Raw genomic sequence first — 15,446 nt, 5'->3', positions numbered from 1 at the left:
ACATCACAGGCGGCGCGGCCTCCAAAACCCTGAGTGCGCCCACAACCGGGCGCCGATCCGCACAATGCCGGAGCCGCTGTGAAGACGCTTACCGAGCTGCATTTCGACAACCGCTTCGCCCGCCTTGGCGACGTGTTCTCCACCGAGGTGACGCCCCAGCCGCTGGAGCAGCCGCGACTCGTGGTCGCCAGCGAAGCCGCGATGTCCCTGCTCGATCTCGACCCGCCTGTGGCCGAGGACCCGCTGTTCACCGAGCTATTCTCCGGGCACAAGCTCTGGAGTACTGCCGAGCCGCGGGCCATGGTCTATTCCGGGCATCAGTTTGGCAGCTACAACCCTCAGTTGGGCGATGGGCGGGGTCTCCTGCTCGGCGAGGTGGTCAACGAGAAGGGCCAGTACTGGGATCTGCACCTCAAAGGCGCTGGTATGACGCCCTACTCGCGTATGGGTGATGGCCGTGCCGTGCTGAGGTCTTCCATCCGCGAATTTCTTGCCAGCGAGCATTTACATGCCTTGGGCATTCCCAGCTCACGGGCGCTATGCGTGACCAGCTCGGATACCACCGTCTACCGCGAACGACCGGAACGCGGGGCCATGCTGATGCGCCTGTCGCCCAGCCACGTGCGATTCGGCCATTTCGAATTCTTCTACTACACCAAGCAGCACGACGAGCTGAAGCAATTGCTCGATCACGTCGTTGAGTCCCACTTCGCCGAATGCCTGGAGCATCCAGAGCCTTACCACTCCTTTTTCCGCGAAGTCTTGGAGCGCACCGCCGAGATGGTCGCGCGCTGGCAGGCTTACGGCTTCTGCCATGGGGTGATGAACACCGATAACATGTCGATCCTGGGCATCACCTTCGACTTCGGTCCTTACGCCTTTCTCGACGACTTCGATGCACGCTTCATCTGCAACCATTCCGATCATGCCGGCCGTTACTCATACGAGAATCAAGTGCCGATTGCCCACTGGAATCTTGCTGCACTGGCACAGGCACTGACGCCCTTCATTGCCATCGAGCAACTCCGAGGGACGATGGACTTGTTCTTGCCGATCTACGAAGCCGCCTGGCTGGACCTGATGCGCAAGCGGCTGGGCCTGGATACCGCCGAGGAGAACGACAAGGAACTGGTTCAGCGTCTCCTGCAGCTGATGCAGGGCAGTGCCATCGACTACACGCGGTTCTTCCGTGAGCTGGGCAACAGCCCAGCGAAACAGGCTGTAGCGCGGTTACGTGACGACTTCGTCGACATCAAGGCCTTCGATGATTGGGCAGGAAGCTACTGTGAGCGCGTCGATCGCGAGGGTGAGGATCAGCAAGCCCGGCGGCAGCGGATGCATGCAGTCAACCCGAAGTACATCCTGCGCAATTACCTGGCTCAGCAGGCGATCGAGGCTGCAGAAAGCGGCGACTATGGTCCGGTTCGCGAGCTGCATGCCGTACTCAGTCACCCCTTCGACGAGCAACCCGGCATGGATCGCTACGCCGAGCGGCCCCCGGAATGGGGCAAGCATCTGGAAATCAGCTGCTCGTCCTGAGTCATGGCGCTGCGCAACATACTGCACAGGCCCTGCTTGAGGCCGTCCGGCCTATGGTCGTAAAGCGAGCAATGGTGAGCGCTGGACATACATGCGCCAAATGTTGCGCAGCTGCCGGCAGGTTGCTGCGCACCTTAATGTGCTCGACGGCCCAGAGCAATTAGAGACGGCCTTATGAAGATAATTAAGTCATTGATATTAAAGGGTTAAATATAACTGGCACGCGCCTTGTACCTGTTCATGTGCCATTCCGGCATTCAACAAGGCAAGGAGAGCGTTCATGCCAACACCCGCGTATCTGTCCCTCGAAGGCACCAAGCAAGGCCTGATCACCGCAGGCACTTTCACCGAGGACTCGGTCGGCAATATTTTCCAGGAAGGACACGAAGACCAGATTCTGGTGCAGGCTTTCCAGCACCAGGTCATCATCCCGCGCGACCCTCAGTCCGGCCAACCCACCGGCCAGCGCGTGCACAAGCCGCTGATGATCACCAAGGTGTTCGACAAGTCGTCGCCGTTGATCTTCAACGCCCTGACCTCCGGTGAACGCCTGAACAAGTGCCGCCTGGAGTGGTACCGCACCTCCTCCACCGGTACTCAGGAACACTACTTCACCATCGAACTGGAAGATGCCGTGATCGTCGACGTGCAGTCTCGCATGCCCAACTGCCAGGACCCGAACATGTCCCATTTCACTCATCTGGAAGACGTGTACTTCACCTACCGCAAAATCGTCTGGACTCACGAAGTCTCCGGCACGTCCGGCTCCGACGACTGGCGTACCCCGATCGCCAGCTAAGGTGATCACCGCATGATGACTTTGGCCGGGCACCTCCCGGCCAAATCCTTTTGCGAAGCAGTAGCAGAAATTCGAACCACGGCGTAGCAATGCGCGATCCAGCGCACTGCAACTTCGCCGGCGCGTGGTACATCAAGACCCCGCATGCGCCCTGGCGCACATTAGGACGGATCCAGGAGGAACAAGGATGTTCGCCCCCGCCAACCACACTCATTTTTCCCTGCACATCGAAGGCGTCAAACACGACCTTCAGGTGCTTGAATTCCATGGCCGAGAAGCCATCAGCCAGCCCTACCGGTTCGAACTGGAGCTGATCAGCGAACGCCCGGACATGGACTTGGAAGGCTTGCTGCACCGATCCGCTTTTCTCACCTTCAGCGAAGCCGCCGGCGGCATTCACGGCCAGATCCATCAAGCGGCCCAAGGTGATTCCGGCAAGCGACTGACCCGCTACCGACTGGTCCTGGTTCCCAGGCTTGCCTATCTGGCACACCGGACCAATCAACGCATTTTCCAGCACCTTTCGGTGCCGGAGATTATCGGCCGAGTACTCGACGACCACGGCATCCTTGCCGGCGACGGCCATCGATTTGACCTGGGCCCGGTCATCTACCCCAAGCGCGACTATTGCGTTCAGTACGACGAAACCGATCTGCACTTCATCCAGCGCCTCTGCGAGGAAGAAGGCATTCACTATCACTTTCAGCACAGCAAAGCCGGCCACGTGCTGGTATTCGGCGACGACCAGACGGTGTTTCCCACCCTTGCTCCGGTCGCCTATCAGCAAGACAGCGGGCTGGTTGCCGACGAGCCGGTCGTCAAACGCTTCGGCGTGCGCGTCGAGACTCGCACGAGCCGCGTCACTCGCCGCGACTACGACTTCGAAAAGCCTCGACTGACAATGGAAGCGGCTGCTCAATGCCCTGAAAAGCCGGACCTCGAGGACTACGACTATCCCGGCCGCTTCGTCGACCGCGAGCGTGGCAAGCACCTCTCCCGTCGCGCCCTGGAGCGCCACCGCCGCGACTTCGAACTGGCAGAAGGCGATAGCGACCAGCCGCTGCTGGTCACCGGCCACTTCCTCGCGCTGACCGCGCATCCACGCAAAGACTGGAATCAGCTATGGCTGCTCAGCGAAATCTTCCATGAAGGCAAGCAGCCGCAAGTGCTGGAGGAGTCAGTCACTGAACAACGCGCGCCTGCAGAGCATGACGACCAATTTACCCAAGGCTACCGTAACCAGTTCACCGCCATGCCCTGGGCAGTCCCATTCCGGCCACCGCTAGACCATCCCAAGTCTCGCATTCTTGGCAGCCAAAGCGCCGTAGTCACCGGCCCGGCCGGCGAAGAAATCCACTGCGACGAGTACGGCAGAGTGAAGGTTCAGTTTTTCTGGGATCGCGAAGGCAAGGCAGACGAGCACACCAGCTGCTGGCTGCGCGTCTCCAGTGGCTGGGCCGGCGACCGTTACGGCGGCATCGCCATCCCCCGCGTTGGAATGGAAGTGCTGGTCACCTTTCTCGAAGGCGACCCCGACCAGCCATTGATCACCGGCTGCCTGTACCACAAGGAAAACGTCGCCCCCTACGATCTGCCGGCCAACAAGACGCGCAGCGTGTTCAAGACCTTGAGCAGCCCGGGCGGCGGTGGTTACAACGAACTGCGCATCGAAGACCGCAAAGGAGCCGAACAGATCTACGTCCACGCACAACGCGATTGGGATGAAAACATCGAGCACGACCAGATAATCCGCGTCGGCCACGAACGCCACGACACCGTCGAGGCCAACAGCTACAGCGAATTCCGCGCCGAAGAACACCGCACCACCCACGGCGACCGCCGCAGCGAAATCAAAGCAGGCGACCATCTGACCGTGGGCAACAACCAGCATGTGAAGATTGGTACCGGGCAATTCGTCGAAGCTGGCCAGGAGATTCATCTGTCCAGCGGCTTGAAAGTAGTTCTCGAAGCCGGCAGCGAACTGACCTTCAAGGCAGCCGGCAGCTTCATCAAGCTGGATGCAAGTGGGATCACCATGGTCGGGCCGGTGATCAGGATGAACTCTGGTGGAAGTCCGGGGAAAGGTTCGGGCGCGGCGCCGGTGTTACCGGGGGCAGTGAAGCCGGCGGACGCGGATTTGCCTGGTGCACTGCTCAAACAGCGCCTGCGTGAAGAACTGCCCATCGTCGAGCTCTGCCAGAAGCCCAAGGGAGGCACCCCGCTACAATGCCCGCTGTCCGACTGCCCCTGCCGTAAGGCGATGAACACCGGAGCCAGCGCATGAACGCGGGGCACTGGTTACTGCTGGAGCGCACGGAGCATCTGCTACCCAAGCTTTACCACCTGGGTGAAGACCCTAGTCCGATTCGCCTGTTCGACGACACAGAACTGGCCGCCTGCGAGGAAGAGAGCCCGCTGCTGATTAACGCACGGGCCAACCCCTCGCTGCTTGCCGCCGTGCAGAACGAACCGCACAGCTGGCCGGGCCTGGTGCTGGAAACCACGGGAACAACGCAAGACCTGCTGGTCCACCTACGTCATATCCTGGTCATTCGTTTCGATCAGGAGCGCCGCGGCGTGCTGCGCTACTCCCGGCCGCGCACCGCCAGTTACTTCTTCCCTGCCAGTGATACCGTAATTCGCCCGCTTTGGCTCGGCCCCATACAGCGCCTAAGCTGGTACGGCGGCACCTGGCACGAGCGCGCCGACGGCCGCGAGGCCTGGCAGCAGATCGACAACCGACAGGCACAGATGTGGCGCCCAGCAACCACCGACCATGAATTGCATCTGAGCGCCACTCAAGAACGAGCCCTGCAACGCCAACAGAGCGAACATTTTCTTTATCTATGGTGGGAACGCCAGAGCGGTATCCGCTTCGAAACGGCCTGGACGTACCTGAGCGACGGCATGCAGACCGGTTTCGTTGCCGCTGACTCGCTGAGCGCCTACCTCGATCTGCGCCACGCCAACCCGCATGCGACACCACCAGGTGCACTCTCGCCCGGCACGGATCAGGAGCCCCTCGACGCCCTTGCCGTGCACCTGAGCAATAATACGACCGACAAGGAAAGCAGCGTATGAGCGCCAACGTGTGCGCACTGAGCAAAGGCGCCGCCTGCGAGGCGGGCAAGCTCATCGTCCAGGTAGTGGGCAAGGATCATCCAACCACCCAGAAACTCGTTATATATGACGAAACCAACGCCACCCAACTGGAGTGGCTGACCCAGCAGGACAAACCGGAAATCCAGACCAGTGACACCTTCAGCAGCGTGCTGCACGTATGGGACTGGGAGAGTCAGCCCAAGCGCAACCTGTGGCTGGAAATCGCGGCGAGCGAAGGTGGGCCGATTCGCCTTCCATTGCATGATGAGTTACGCGTAACGCCTCGCCAGCCCGAACACGGTATCCAGTGGAACCAGCTCGTGCCGGTGGTGCCCATGACGGCGCTACCTGGCAGTAAGAGTTGCTATGACCTCGGTACGCCGGTAAGCCTGCGCAATGGTTATGTATATGTGTTCTATCGGGGCAAGCTTTGGCGTGAGCTTGAGGTGCGTAACACCGAGAGTGGCGTTACCTATCACGACGTGAGAGTCACCAGCTATCGCCAGGGCGCAGGCTTCAAATCGGGGCCACGCAAAGCCGTAGGTGTTGGGCTGGAAGACATCTGGCTGCCGTCACAATGGAACAATCGCAAAGAACTCACCGTTCAACTCTGCTTCTCCGAAATTCAGTTGAGTGCTGCTCGACTGGTCTTTCTTGAGCGGGACAGCGCGACACGGCGAACCCGCGCTAGTCAGCGACAGCTGGATGTGTCCAAAGCCACCTTCGATCAGATGTTCAAAGGCAAGCCAGGTGGATTGGAGATTATCGAAGCTTACAAGCAAGCAATGGTTTCAGAGCCTCGTCTCAACGATGCCCGAACTGTGCGGATGAACCTCGATCTCTGGGCCTTTCCGCTGAGCATCGCCGCGCCACAACGCGCCAGGCAGGCGGGCTATGAATTGATACTGGATAACCCCAGCCGTTATTTGTGCGACTTGAGTGGTCAATTCCCTGCCAAGAGCCTCACGGCCGCAAACGCTTTTATCGACGCATGCAAGGCAGGCAAACCCACGCCCGCCGCACCTGAAATGGAGATGGGCGCAATCGAGCAAGCGTTACGAGAGAAACTGCCAGCGCCGCCACCCAAGAGCGGCCCGACTTTTGAGGCCAAGGAGCTTTGGCAAGCGCAGCCCGGTGCGACCGATATCTTTGCAGCGCTGCGGCCCAGACAGCTCTGCGCCGTTCTGCTCGACGACAACCAGTTCCGCCTGCGCCATCTAACGGCCAAGATCGCCACCCACAAGATACTGCTGGAACAATGCGCCGAGTACGCAAAAACCAATGGTCACTTTGCCAGCGCCATGCTCGTGCATCAGACCATAGTGCCGAGCAACGTTTCAGGAGAGGTGAACAAGCTACACGCCTGCATCAGCAAGATCACCCCCGCAGGGCTTCGAGATCTGAACCGCTTCACGGCCACCATAGAGCGTATGGAGGCCTGGCAAGCCATGCAAACCAGCCAGCAATGCCTGGTAGACCTGATGGGCAGAGGTGCGTGCCAACAGACGATAGCGGACCACCTCAGTCTGGATCATTTCGACTACACCGCCGCCCTGCACTTCGCCTCTCAGATATTTTCCTCATTGGCCACCACCGCCGCGGACCATGACCCGCTGGCAACCAATACCCATCAACTGGTCGATGCCGTCAACGGTCGCCTGTGCATGAGTCCGAGCGCCTCAACAGGGCGTCAGTTCATCCTGCAGGTTGCCAGCCAGACCCAACACCCCCTGCACCGCATGTTCTGGCCCAAGTACGATCTAGCGAAGTTGGACCAGCCCTACGTCAAACCGGCACAAGCCGAGGAAAACACAGGCGACGGTAGTTTCCGTGCAACGGCGCTAGCCGCTCAGGAAGGTCTGCTGGCACCCAAGGAAGCACAAATCACCCTCGATGCAGCCAACCTACAAGGCCTGCTCGATGCCGGTGGGCTGTCCAGCGCCGTGATCGTCGAAAGCAAAGCCATTGCCAATGGTCTGATCAGTATCTACGAACACCTGGATGGCGCGCTTAGAACAGCCACCAGCGGCCTTGAGCAGGCGAAACAGGAGCGCGCAGCAGCCGACCAACAGCGCCAGCAAGCACAAAACCAGCGCGCCACTGCACAGCGTGATCAAGAGCAGGCCGCTCAGCAGCGCCAAAAAGCTGAAAAGGCCCAGCAAGAAGCCGAAAAACGCCAGAGCGCCTCACAGGCAGAAATGCAGCGCCGCCGCCAAGCCCTGACCGAGGCCGAGGGGCTGGAAAACGTGACACGCCGCAGCCTGGCTGCTGAAGCCAGGCCCATGAACATTCGCTTGCATGGAATGAGCATCGAGCAGCTGCGCAGCATGCTCACTCAGCACTTCGGCGAACTACGGCTGATGCGCCGTAGCGCGGCTGGGGCTGGGCGCTACTACATCTTCGCCCTGAGCGACCTGCCGCTTGAAATCCAGCGTGCGATCCGTGTGTATGGCGAGGTACTGGATGGCACAGGTGCGGCGATCGCCAGCAGCAACAGCCGTACAGCAAGCCGCCAAGGCTTGCCCACTGAAAGTGCCGACCATATGGTCGCGGCTATGCCAGAGAACCACCGTACTGCCCGACTGATCGCCGCACTGAACCGGCGTACCAACGCCAGAATGATCGCCGAGCAGGCCGAAAGCATCGCTAGCCAGGTCCATGCCGAGCGCGCCGCCATGGTTCAGGTAGCCAGCCAACAAACAGCAGCGGCCCGTAGCCAGGAAGCCGCGCAGGCTACTCGCCTGAAACAAGCCGAAACCCTGGCAAAAACAGCACAAACCGAGCTACAGCAAGCCGAGCAACGCATCCATGAGCTCACTCGCTCCGTCGATACCGGGCAGCGCAATCTGTATTTCCAGACGCTCAATAGTGGCGCTTTTTCGATGGCGGTGCTGTCTTTGGAGCTATGGAACTTGTTTGCGGAGTGGGGGGCAAGCGCTGATAACTTAAAGGCAAAAGGTGTCGCAAGGGTCGCAGTTGGTTTAATAAGCGCCGGTATCGATTCAGCAATCGCGTTTGAAATGCTGGCTTTCAAGATGAAAGAAGCCAATCGTTTCTCGGTATTTCTTCGTGCCACTCGATGGAATGTTAGTACGGCGAAGGTAGTAGGCATTCTTGGTGAGAAGCTTGGGAGCATGTTTGTCGACAAGATTGCCTATCGCCTGCTCGGTGCAGCTGCTGCCAGCGTTGTCATGATGTTCGTTTGCATCATGGACGCCGTCCATGCCTGGCGTTGGGGTGATGATGCCGTCTGGGGCTATGGTGCCATGGCCGCTGGTGCTCTGTTCGGTGCCATCGCCCCCTTCTTCAGCGGTAGCAGCGCGTTGTTTGGCTTGAACCCTTTTAGCCTTGCCGCACTGCTGCTTCTCGTGATCGGCGCGGGCCTGGTTTTCTGGCTGAGCAGCACCCAGTTGGAAGACTGGCTGGAGTGCGGCCCCTTTGGCGAGAAGCAGCTCGGCTATCTGGTGAGCGATACGCAGGAGGCCTTCTATCGCCTGGTTGGCATTTTCGCCGGTATCCGCATCGCCATCGAGCCCAATCCATATTTCAAGCCTTACGCCAAGCTGGACATCAACCAGGATGCCGAGCTACGCAAGCTGGCCAGTGCCAATACCCGCATCCGCATCCGCAGCAATCTGCCTGGCCTGCTGGCCCATATGGGCGACGTCAACATCGAAGCCCATACCCGCTTGCGCAGCAGTGAAATACGCTATCGCGGTAACGGCGAACCTTTTCCACCAACAAGCGAGGTGCAAAACCCTGATCCAGTGGCTCAGCGCATACTGCCCGATGGCCGGGAGCTGTATATGGACACACCGCTGGCCCGACGCTGGACGGGTAATCTGCGCCACACCAGTCTGTATCACGAATGGCAGGTACGGACACAATTGCGCCTGGCGCTGGATACCGGTGAAAAGGACTGCCGACCCGGCGCACTCCTCTGGCTATTCCCAGCACCACCGATCAGAGGCGGCAAGGTGGATGCAACCAAGGCACCAGCCGCAAACTTCAACCAGACCGACGTTCCGTTCTGGGCCGATGAGAAGACCCATGCTGAATCCTGACCCTTTCTACAGCCCCGGTGCCTACGACCCGGAACAGATTCCTGACCAGCCGCCAGCGGAAAAACAACCCTGGCTACGCCGCTTTGGCAGCGTGCGCCTGCCTTGGGGTAAAACTCAGGATCTGGTTCCAATCGATATATTGAACAATTCGAAACCCAGCGAACTGCGCCTGGTAGAGTCAGTTAAAAAAGAGAAAGCGGAGCAGCTAGAGCAAGGCATATATGTCCCCAAACTACTGGAGCATTTAGACCTGCACGCTCGTATGGATAATGAAAAGGTCAGGCATGCACAACTGCCGGCAAGCTCAAAATTTTGGATATACATACAGATATTTGGGAAGGGTGGACTTATCATTCTCTCCCCATTTATTTTCTTTTCCTGCTTGGCGGTAGCCTCAATTATGGAGGGTGATTATCTATCTTCATTTTTTGAGGTTTTGTTCGAGGTGTCTGTCTATTTTATTTTTCCGCCGCTGATAATGTGGGGAGTAGGTTCACTTATAATCAACCACTTCCCCAAACTCTGGATAAAACCCTCCAGAGGCCCACTCTGGGAATTCAACCGCCGTACCGGGCTGGTCACCGTCTTCGATTACGATAATAACGGCGAATACAAGAAGAACGGTAGCATCGGCGAAAAGATCGCGCCGTTCTACGAGTTCGATGCCTATATCACCACCACACCGGACCGTCAGGGCCTGCCCAACAACGTGCTATGCGTCGTCCATCGCTACCAGGATATCTGGATCAATATGGCCAACTTTGTTGGCCCAAGCGGCAGCACCTCCGTGCCCTGCGCACTCTGGGACTACTTGCAGAACTATATGGATATCAGCAAGCCCCTGCCGGACACCCCGGAGCTGGAAGCCTATCGCCACCTCGACCCCACCACCGCCGAACACGACAGCCAAATCGGTCGCGAACCCCGCTACTGGCGCGACATGGACGATGCAACCTTCAAGGCCAAGGTGCGCGAAATAACCGAACGCCTCCCTCAGATCAACACATTCAACCGCCCCAACCTGATGGCCCAGCATGTGAGTTATGGGTTGAGCGACAGCCGAAAATAAATCCGTCCCTTTTTCGGCACATACGTGACACAACACAACGCCTACTACGCCAGCACGGCCTATAGCCCGGCCAGCATTCCCGGCCAGCCGCCGTCGAGCGAATGCTCCTGGCTGCGCAAGCTCGGCGGCAGCCGCCTTCCCTGGGGACGCGCCCAAGAGGTGGCACCGGAAAAGATCATGACCGACCCAACGCCCGGGAGCATGCGCTTCTGGGAGCAGGCCGATAAGACGCGGGAAGAAGAAAAGGCTCTGGGTACCTATAAAGAAAGACCCATGGAAGGCATTGACCTGCACTGGGTTTATGACCACGAGCGTTATCGTTATGCAGTGTTATCCAAGCGATCGCATTTCTGAATGTATCTATGCGGGGGGGCGCGGTTTTTATTTTATTTGAGTTCTGTTCTTGTTTTATTTATTTATCTTGCCGAGCTGAGTATCGTAAAGAACGTATCTTGGCTAGAAACTACAATTTCGTTTATTCCAATGGTGTTGCTATGTCCTGGTATTCCACTAGTTTGCTGGGGCCGCGGCTCATTAGTGATCAATCACTTTCCCACCTATGGTTTAAGCCTTCTCGCGGTCCTCTCTGGGAACTCAATCGACGTACCGGCCTGGTAACCCTGTTCGATTACGACAATTACAGCGAATACAAGAAGAACGGCACCATCGGCGAGATCACCGCGCCCTTCCATGAGTTCGACGCCTACCTCGCCACCTCGCCACCTCGCCACCTCGCCGGACCGTCAGGGCCTGCCGATGAACTTCCTATACCTGGCCCATCGCTACCGCGACATCACCATCAATTTCGCCTCCCTGATGGCGCCGGACCGAATCCCGCAACCACCAATGGCCCTGTGGGACTTTTCCAGAACTACATGGATGCCAGCCGTCCCCTGCCCGACCTGCCCTGCTTCGAGAAATGCCGCTACCTCGACCCGGTGTCCGCCGAACACGACCGCCAGAATGGGGGCACCGATCCAGCCTGTCGCAAAGTTGCGAATGGATACTCAAAGCGAACAATCAACAAGACCGGAAATTGGCCACCCCGTCCCGGCAATGTTAGTTTGCCGGCCGGCCAACTGTCATTGCCGATACGCCGGCAGAGGCGGTTTCAGGCTGTATTCGGAACACTCAAGGAAAGAGCGCATGATCAAAATGGATTTTAAGATGCCGCTGGGCGCCGTCATTCACCTGCTTGCGGTGATATGGATTAGCGGGGAACCCCGCTACGAAGGCCTTTTCGTCTGGATGCTGCCATTTCTGGCGTTGAACATCCTCGGCATGCTGCTAGTCATCCTCGGCAAGACTAAGCCGGGCGCCATCCTATTCATCATTGGCTGCGTGCCTTTTATCCCCATCGGCGTCATCGGCATTCTCGGCGCGAAGAAATCGCTTCTGGGCATGAGCGAACCCGCGCCGCGCAACGCCTGATCCTGGCAAAGGACGACCGGCCGGCCGGCTGCCGAACATTTCACGCTGACATTGCTTTCGAGGCCAAGCTGCGCTGTCTTCAGACCTGAACACAGCGCGCTTGCTGCAGCACGACTAACAGCAGCACCATCCCGCCGAAAGGACAAATAGCGCCTCGTACCCAACGCCTTGGCCATCACCCCGTTGCTAGGCGTGGGCTGTAAGGCTGAGTTCAAGCACAGCGTGGCGCTGTGTTCAGTGTTCGTGATGCAGAGGTTTAGCGCACGATACACCGGACATCGTGGCGTTTCTGCTCCAACCCATCACTTTGAAAAATACATCGATTCCCTTTGCTCGCAATGCAGCACCCAGTAGATTTCCGCCGCCCCGCCCTCGCAGCCAAGGATGTTGCATGCCGCTCCTCACCTCATCGCATGTCCGCCGTTACGGCTGGCTGTCCCTGCTGGCCTCAATCGAGCTGGCAGCACCGCACGTCACCGCAGCACAAGCGTTTCCCGATCTTGTAGAGTTTTCCGCCTGGAGCCGTTCCTGGTCGGGGACGTTAGGCAGCAAGGGAGTTGAGGTGACCTTGAACCGCGCCGCCGACGGTCTCTCAGGTAGCTACTGCTATCAACCCTGTGCGGCCGAAACACGCTACCGGCTCCAACTGAGCGGACGAATAGAGGGCGAGCAAGCCGTACTCACCGAGCGTAACGTAAACAACCCGACCGTGACCACAGGCACCTGGCATGTCACATCGTTTAACGACGGCATCGCAGGCTCCTGGATTTCGTCAGCTGGCAAGCGAAAGTTGCCGCTGAAGTTGGACCGCACGCAGGACGAGCTCGAAGTCCGCTTCCCCTTTGAGATTCGCCTGCTTGCCGATGCATTGCCCGAGGAAGAGGGAGACGGATGCCCGACTCCGCCTGTGGTATTCGGTATTCGACTGTACAAGGACGGAGAGCCGGTCCAGACGCTGGCAACTGAATCCCAGGGGACCTGCAGCCTCTTCCTGCCCGAGCTCATTGACGCCAACTTCGATGGCTGGCCGGATCTGACCATTGCCGAACTCCTCCCCGCCGGGCCAAACGTTCCGCATCAGACATGGCTATACGACCCGAAGACCGGGCGCTTCGTCGATGCGCCCTCGGTGTTGCAGGGCGTCACGTCGGCCGAATTTGATCCGGCTCACCAGATGATCTACTCCTACTGGCGATCCAGTTGCTGCGAACACGGCGTCACGACCTATCGCTGGCAGGGTGACGAAGTCGTGGAAGTAGACAATCGAAGCAGTTACTTCCTGCCGGTCATGGACGGTACCACGCGTCGTACCTGCTACATCGCCCCCGCCTACGTAAAGGGCTTCATCGAGTTCCCCAGCCGGATCGAACAGACCAAGGACGGCCGACTGACACTGCACGGCATCGACCCCCAGAGCTGCGATCTCGATGAAGGTGCTTTTCTGGAGCGCACCTACATCGACATCTGGAAGCCCGCCCAGCCAGGCGAACAGCCAACCCGCCTGCGCACCGAGGAGTCCGAATGGGTAAAGACGGATACCAGCGTAGGCCCCCGATACTGTGCTGACGTGCCGTACTACGACAACGGCCATATTCGGCGCGTCGTGCTGAGCGAGCGTACCGAATGGTGCAGCCAGCAGAGTCCGGACCAGCAGTAGCTGGTTTAACCAAGGGCTAAGAGAAAGACGTCGAGCAAGCAAATCGTTCCTACAGAGCCGGGGACCTGGCGGCGGGACAGCTTCCAAGCATCTATCGCGGCAACAGAGCTCAGAGCACCAGATGGAGCCATGGCTCTCGGTAACAAGGAAAAGGGGAAAGGGGAAAGGGGAAAGGGAACAGATTTATTTCAGGACTTGTTCAGTCCAAGAAAGTCTCACATCGTTACTTTATTCATCGGCAGAACGCTCATGGCAGAGGCTATTCGCTGTCAGTCCCGTCCTGGGTAGGGGTTTCAATCCGAGTGCGTATCGAAAGCAACCTGCGTGGGATGGCCACCCTGGGTAATGACAATATCGCGCCCATAGCCAGCTGCGTAGCAGCAGTCATCACCTTAGCCATAGAGACATGGCGACTATTAGCAGCCATAGCCTAAGTCCCATCCAGCCCCTGGCTCAGCGTCTGTTCCCCGATGCCCTGGAGCTGTTCTACGAGGTGCCGCTCTCACAGAGCATGCCGCGCACACCCCCGCATCGATGGCAGACTTACACCCTGGCCGTACGCGCACAGATCATCCTGCAAGGTGAGCAGCGTACCTGGGTGTTCCCGGCGCCATCGCCAACCGATGTCCTGCGTTACGACCCTGATCAGCATGATGAACCCGACTTCAGAAAAACCAAGCAGCCCTTCTGGGCCAATGAACAGACCCACCCGGACAGCCAGCCGTAAGGATGCCCCATGACTGCCCCCTACAGCCCCAGCGCCTACCAGCCTTCGCGCATTCCCGACCAGCCGGCAGCGGTCAAGCGCAGTTGGTTGTTTCGCTTTGGCAACTCGCGCCTGCCCTGGGGGCATACCGAGGACATCGTGCCACTCAGCATGCTACGGCAGAGCAAGCCCGCTGGGTTGCGCACCCACGAGAAGTACAAACAAGACGTGGCCGCCGGGCTTCGCCAGGAAGAGAAGTTCGCGCAGCGTGATTACCACCAGATCAACGATCACGAGCGTATTCGCTATGCACCATTCTCCAAACGTACCACCTTCTGGTTTTATCTATTAGGAGGGGGGCGCTTTGTTTTTTGGGTGCTCTTGGTTCTACTACCTTTCGCGTGGTCCGTAGACGCTTACCACAGCCCCTCTGGTTTTCTACCAGGATTCTGGGATGTTGTATTGGAAACGGCCCCATGGTTTTTAGGGCCCCCTTTAGCCTGCTGGGCCATAGGCTCGCTCGTCGTTAATAAGTTTACCAACTGGGTCGTTCGACCTTCCAAAGGTCCGCTGTGGGAGTTCAACCGCCGCACCGGCATGGTTACGATCTTCGATTACGACAATATGGGCGAGTACAAACGCAGCGGCACCATCGGTGAGTTCACCTATCCCTTTCATGAGTTCGATGCCTATATCAGCAGCGGTCCCGACCGCCAAGGGCTGATCTGGCATCAACTGCATCTAGTGCATCGCTATCACGACCTGGCCATCGACCTCAGCCCCATCGTGCCCAAGGACTCCAGCATGGCTCCGCACTTCGCCGCCTGGGATTTTCTGCAGGACTACATGGACATCGGCCGCCCGCTGCCGGATATCCCGCTGTTCGAGAAACACCGCGCGAACGACCCGACCACGGCGGCACATGACCGCCGCACGGGCCGCTCCGAGCGCTACTGGCGTGATATGGACGATGAAACCTGGGAAGCGCAACTGATGCAGAATCTGGGCCGCGTCAATGCCTATGACATCACCGGCCGCCTCAACCTGATGGATCGCCATGTGCGTTATGCCGATTGATT

General features: G+C 58.7%; 12 protein-coding genes. All 12 read left to right on the top strand.

Annotated features, from left to right (window positions below):
- Positions 1 to 78 precede the first annotated feature (78 nt).
- The 12 genes from selO to EA797_RS02235 all read left to right on the top strand — a co-directional run bounded on the left by selO (position 79) and on the right by EA797_RS02235 (position 15,444).
- Entirely contained in the window at positions 79 to 1,539 is a 1,461-nt protein-coding gene (gene selO, locus EA797_RS02290) for a protein adenylyltransferase SelO (RefSeq protein ID WP_122163571.1), read from the top strand.
- A gap of 280 nt (positions 1,540 to 1,819) precedes the next feature.
- Positions 1,820 to 2,338 (top strand): Hcp family type VI secretion system effector, encoded by a 519-nt coding sequence (locus EA797_RS02285; RefSeq protein ID WP_021206448.1) that lies wholly within the window; start codon positions 1,820 to 1,822, stop codon positions 2,336 to 2,338.
- A 187-nt stretch (positions 2,339 to 2,525) separates the two neighbouring features.
- Complete coding sequence (locus EA797_RS02280; RefSeq protein WP_122163570.1) at positions 2,526 to 4,622, top strand: type VI secretion system Vgr family protein; 2,097 nt, start codon at positions 2,526 to 2,528, stop codon at positions 4,620 to 4,622.
- Positions 4,619 to 5,419, top strand: a complete 801-nt coding sequence (locus EA797_RS02275; protein WP_122163569.1) for a DUF4123 domain-containing protein — start codon at positions 4,619 to 4,621, stop codon at positions 5,417 to 5,419. Before EA797_RS02280 ends, EA797_RS02275 begins: the two co-directional genes overlap by 4 nt.
- A complete protein-coding gene (locus tag EA797_RS02270; protein ID WP_122163568.1) occupies positions 5,416 to 9,504 on the top strand; it encodes a hypothetical protein in 4,089 nt (1,362 codons plus the stop codon). Before EA797_RS02275 ends, EA797_RS02270 begins: the two co-directional genes overlap by 4 nt.
- Positions 9,491 to 10,573 (top strand): hypothetical protein, encoded by a 1,083-nt coding sequence (locus tag EA797_RS02265; protein WP_122163567.1) that lies wholly within the window; start codon positions 9,491 to 9,493, stop codon positions 10,571 to 10,573. Before EA797_RS02270 ends, EA797_RS02265 begins: the two co-directional genes overlap by 14 nt.
- Positions 10,574 to 10,597: 24 nt before the next feature.
- Complete coding sequence (locus EA797_RS02260) at positions 10,598 to 10,927, top strand: hypothetical protein (RefSeq protein WP_122163566.1); 330 nt, start codon at positions 10,598 to 10,600, stop codon at positions 10,925 to 10,927.
- A 98-nt stretch (positions 10,928 to 11,025) separates the two neighbouring features.
- Complete coding sequence (locus tag EA797_RS02255; protein ID WP_147456800.1) at positions 11,026 to 11,739, top strand: hypothetical protein; 714 nt, start codon at positions 11,026 to 11,028, stop codon at positions 11,737 to 11,739.
- Entirely contained in the window at positions 11,720 to 12,004 is a 285-nt protein-coding gene (locus tag EA797_RS02250) for a hypothetical protein (RefSeq protein ID WP_147456799.1), read from the top strand. The genes EA797_RS02255 and EA797_RS02250 overlap by 20 nt, the downstream gene beginning before the upstream one ends.
- A gap of 391 nt (positions 12,005 to 12,395) precedes the next feature.
- Positions 12,396 to 13,661 carry an XAC2610-related protein gene (locus EA797_RS02245; RefSeq protein ID WP_122163563.1) on the top strand — a complete coding sequence of 422 codons (1,266 nt, stop codon included), beginning with the start codon at positions 12,396 to 12,398 and terminating at the stop codon, positions 13,659 to 13,661.
- A 406-nt stretch (positions 13,662 to 14,067) separates the two neighbouring features.
- A complete protein-coding gene (locus tag EA797_RS02240) occupies positions 14,068 to 14,388 on the top strand; it encodes a hypothetical protein (RefSeq protein WP_122163562.1) in 321 nt (106 codons plus the stop codon).
- Between the two features lie 9 nt (positions 14,389 to 14,397).
- Positions 14,398 to 15,444, top strand: coding sequence for a hypothetical protein (locus tag EA797_RS02235; protein ID WP_122163561.1), 1,047 nt, complete (start codon positions 14,398 to 14,400; stop codon positions 15,442 to 15,444).
- Positions 15,445 to 15,446 lie beyond the last annotated feature (2 nt).

This window comes from Stutzerimonas zhaodongensis (assembly GCF_003696365.1).
In the GTDB taxonomy this organism is placed as follows: domain Bacteria; phylum Pseudomonadota; class Gammaproteobacteria; order Pseudomonadales; family Pseudomonadaceae; genus Stutzerimonas; species Stutzerimonas zhaodongensis.
Note: the sequence above shows the minus strand (reverse complement) of the source record. Positions and strands in the feature narration are given on the sequence as shown.

What these genes read in the sequence shown, in the direction of transcription:
- EA797_RS02285 (WP_021206448.1), top strand. Translation starts at nt 1,820, where the DNA reads ATGCCAACACCCGCGTATCTGTCCCTCGAAGGCACCAAGCAAGGCCTG.
- EA797_RS02280 (WP_122163570.1), top strand. Translation starts at nt 2,526, where the DNA reads ATGTTCGCCCCCGCCAACCACACTCATTTTTCCCTGCACATCGAAGGC.
- EA797_RS02275 (WP_122163569.1), top strand. Translation starts at nt 4,619, where the DNA reads ATGAACGCGGGGCACTGGTTACTGCTGGAGCGCACGGAGCATCTGCTA.
- EA797_RS02270 (WP_122163568.1), top strand. Translation starts at nt 5,416, where the DNA reads ATGAGCGCCAACGTGTGCGCACTGAGCAAAGGCGCCGCCTGCGAGGCG.
- EA797_RS02265 (WP_122163567.1), top strand. Translation starts at nt 9,491, where the DNA reads ATGCTGAATCCTGACCCTTTCTACAGCCCCGGTGCCTACGACCCGGAA.
- EA797_RS02250 (WP_147456799.1), top strand. Translation starts at nt 11,720, where the DNA reads ATGATCAAAATGGATTTTAAGATGCCGCTGGGCGCCGTCATTCACCTG.
- EA797_RS02245 (WP_122163563.1), top strand. Translation starts at nt 12,396, where the DNA reads ATGCCGCTCCTCACCTCATCGCATGTCCGCCGTTACGGCTGGCTGTCC.
- EA797_RS02240 (WP_122163562.1), top strand. Translation starts at nt 14,068, where the DNA reads ATGGCGACTATTAGCAGCCATAGCCTAAGTCCCATCCAGCCCCTGGCT.
- EA797_RS02235 (WP_122163561.1), top strand. Translation starts at nt 14,398, where the DNA reads ATGACTGCCCCCTACAGCCCCAGCGCCTACCAGCCTTCGCGCATTCCC.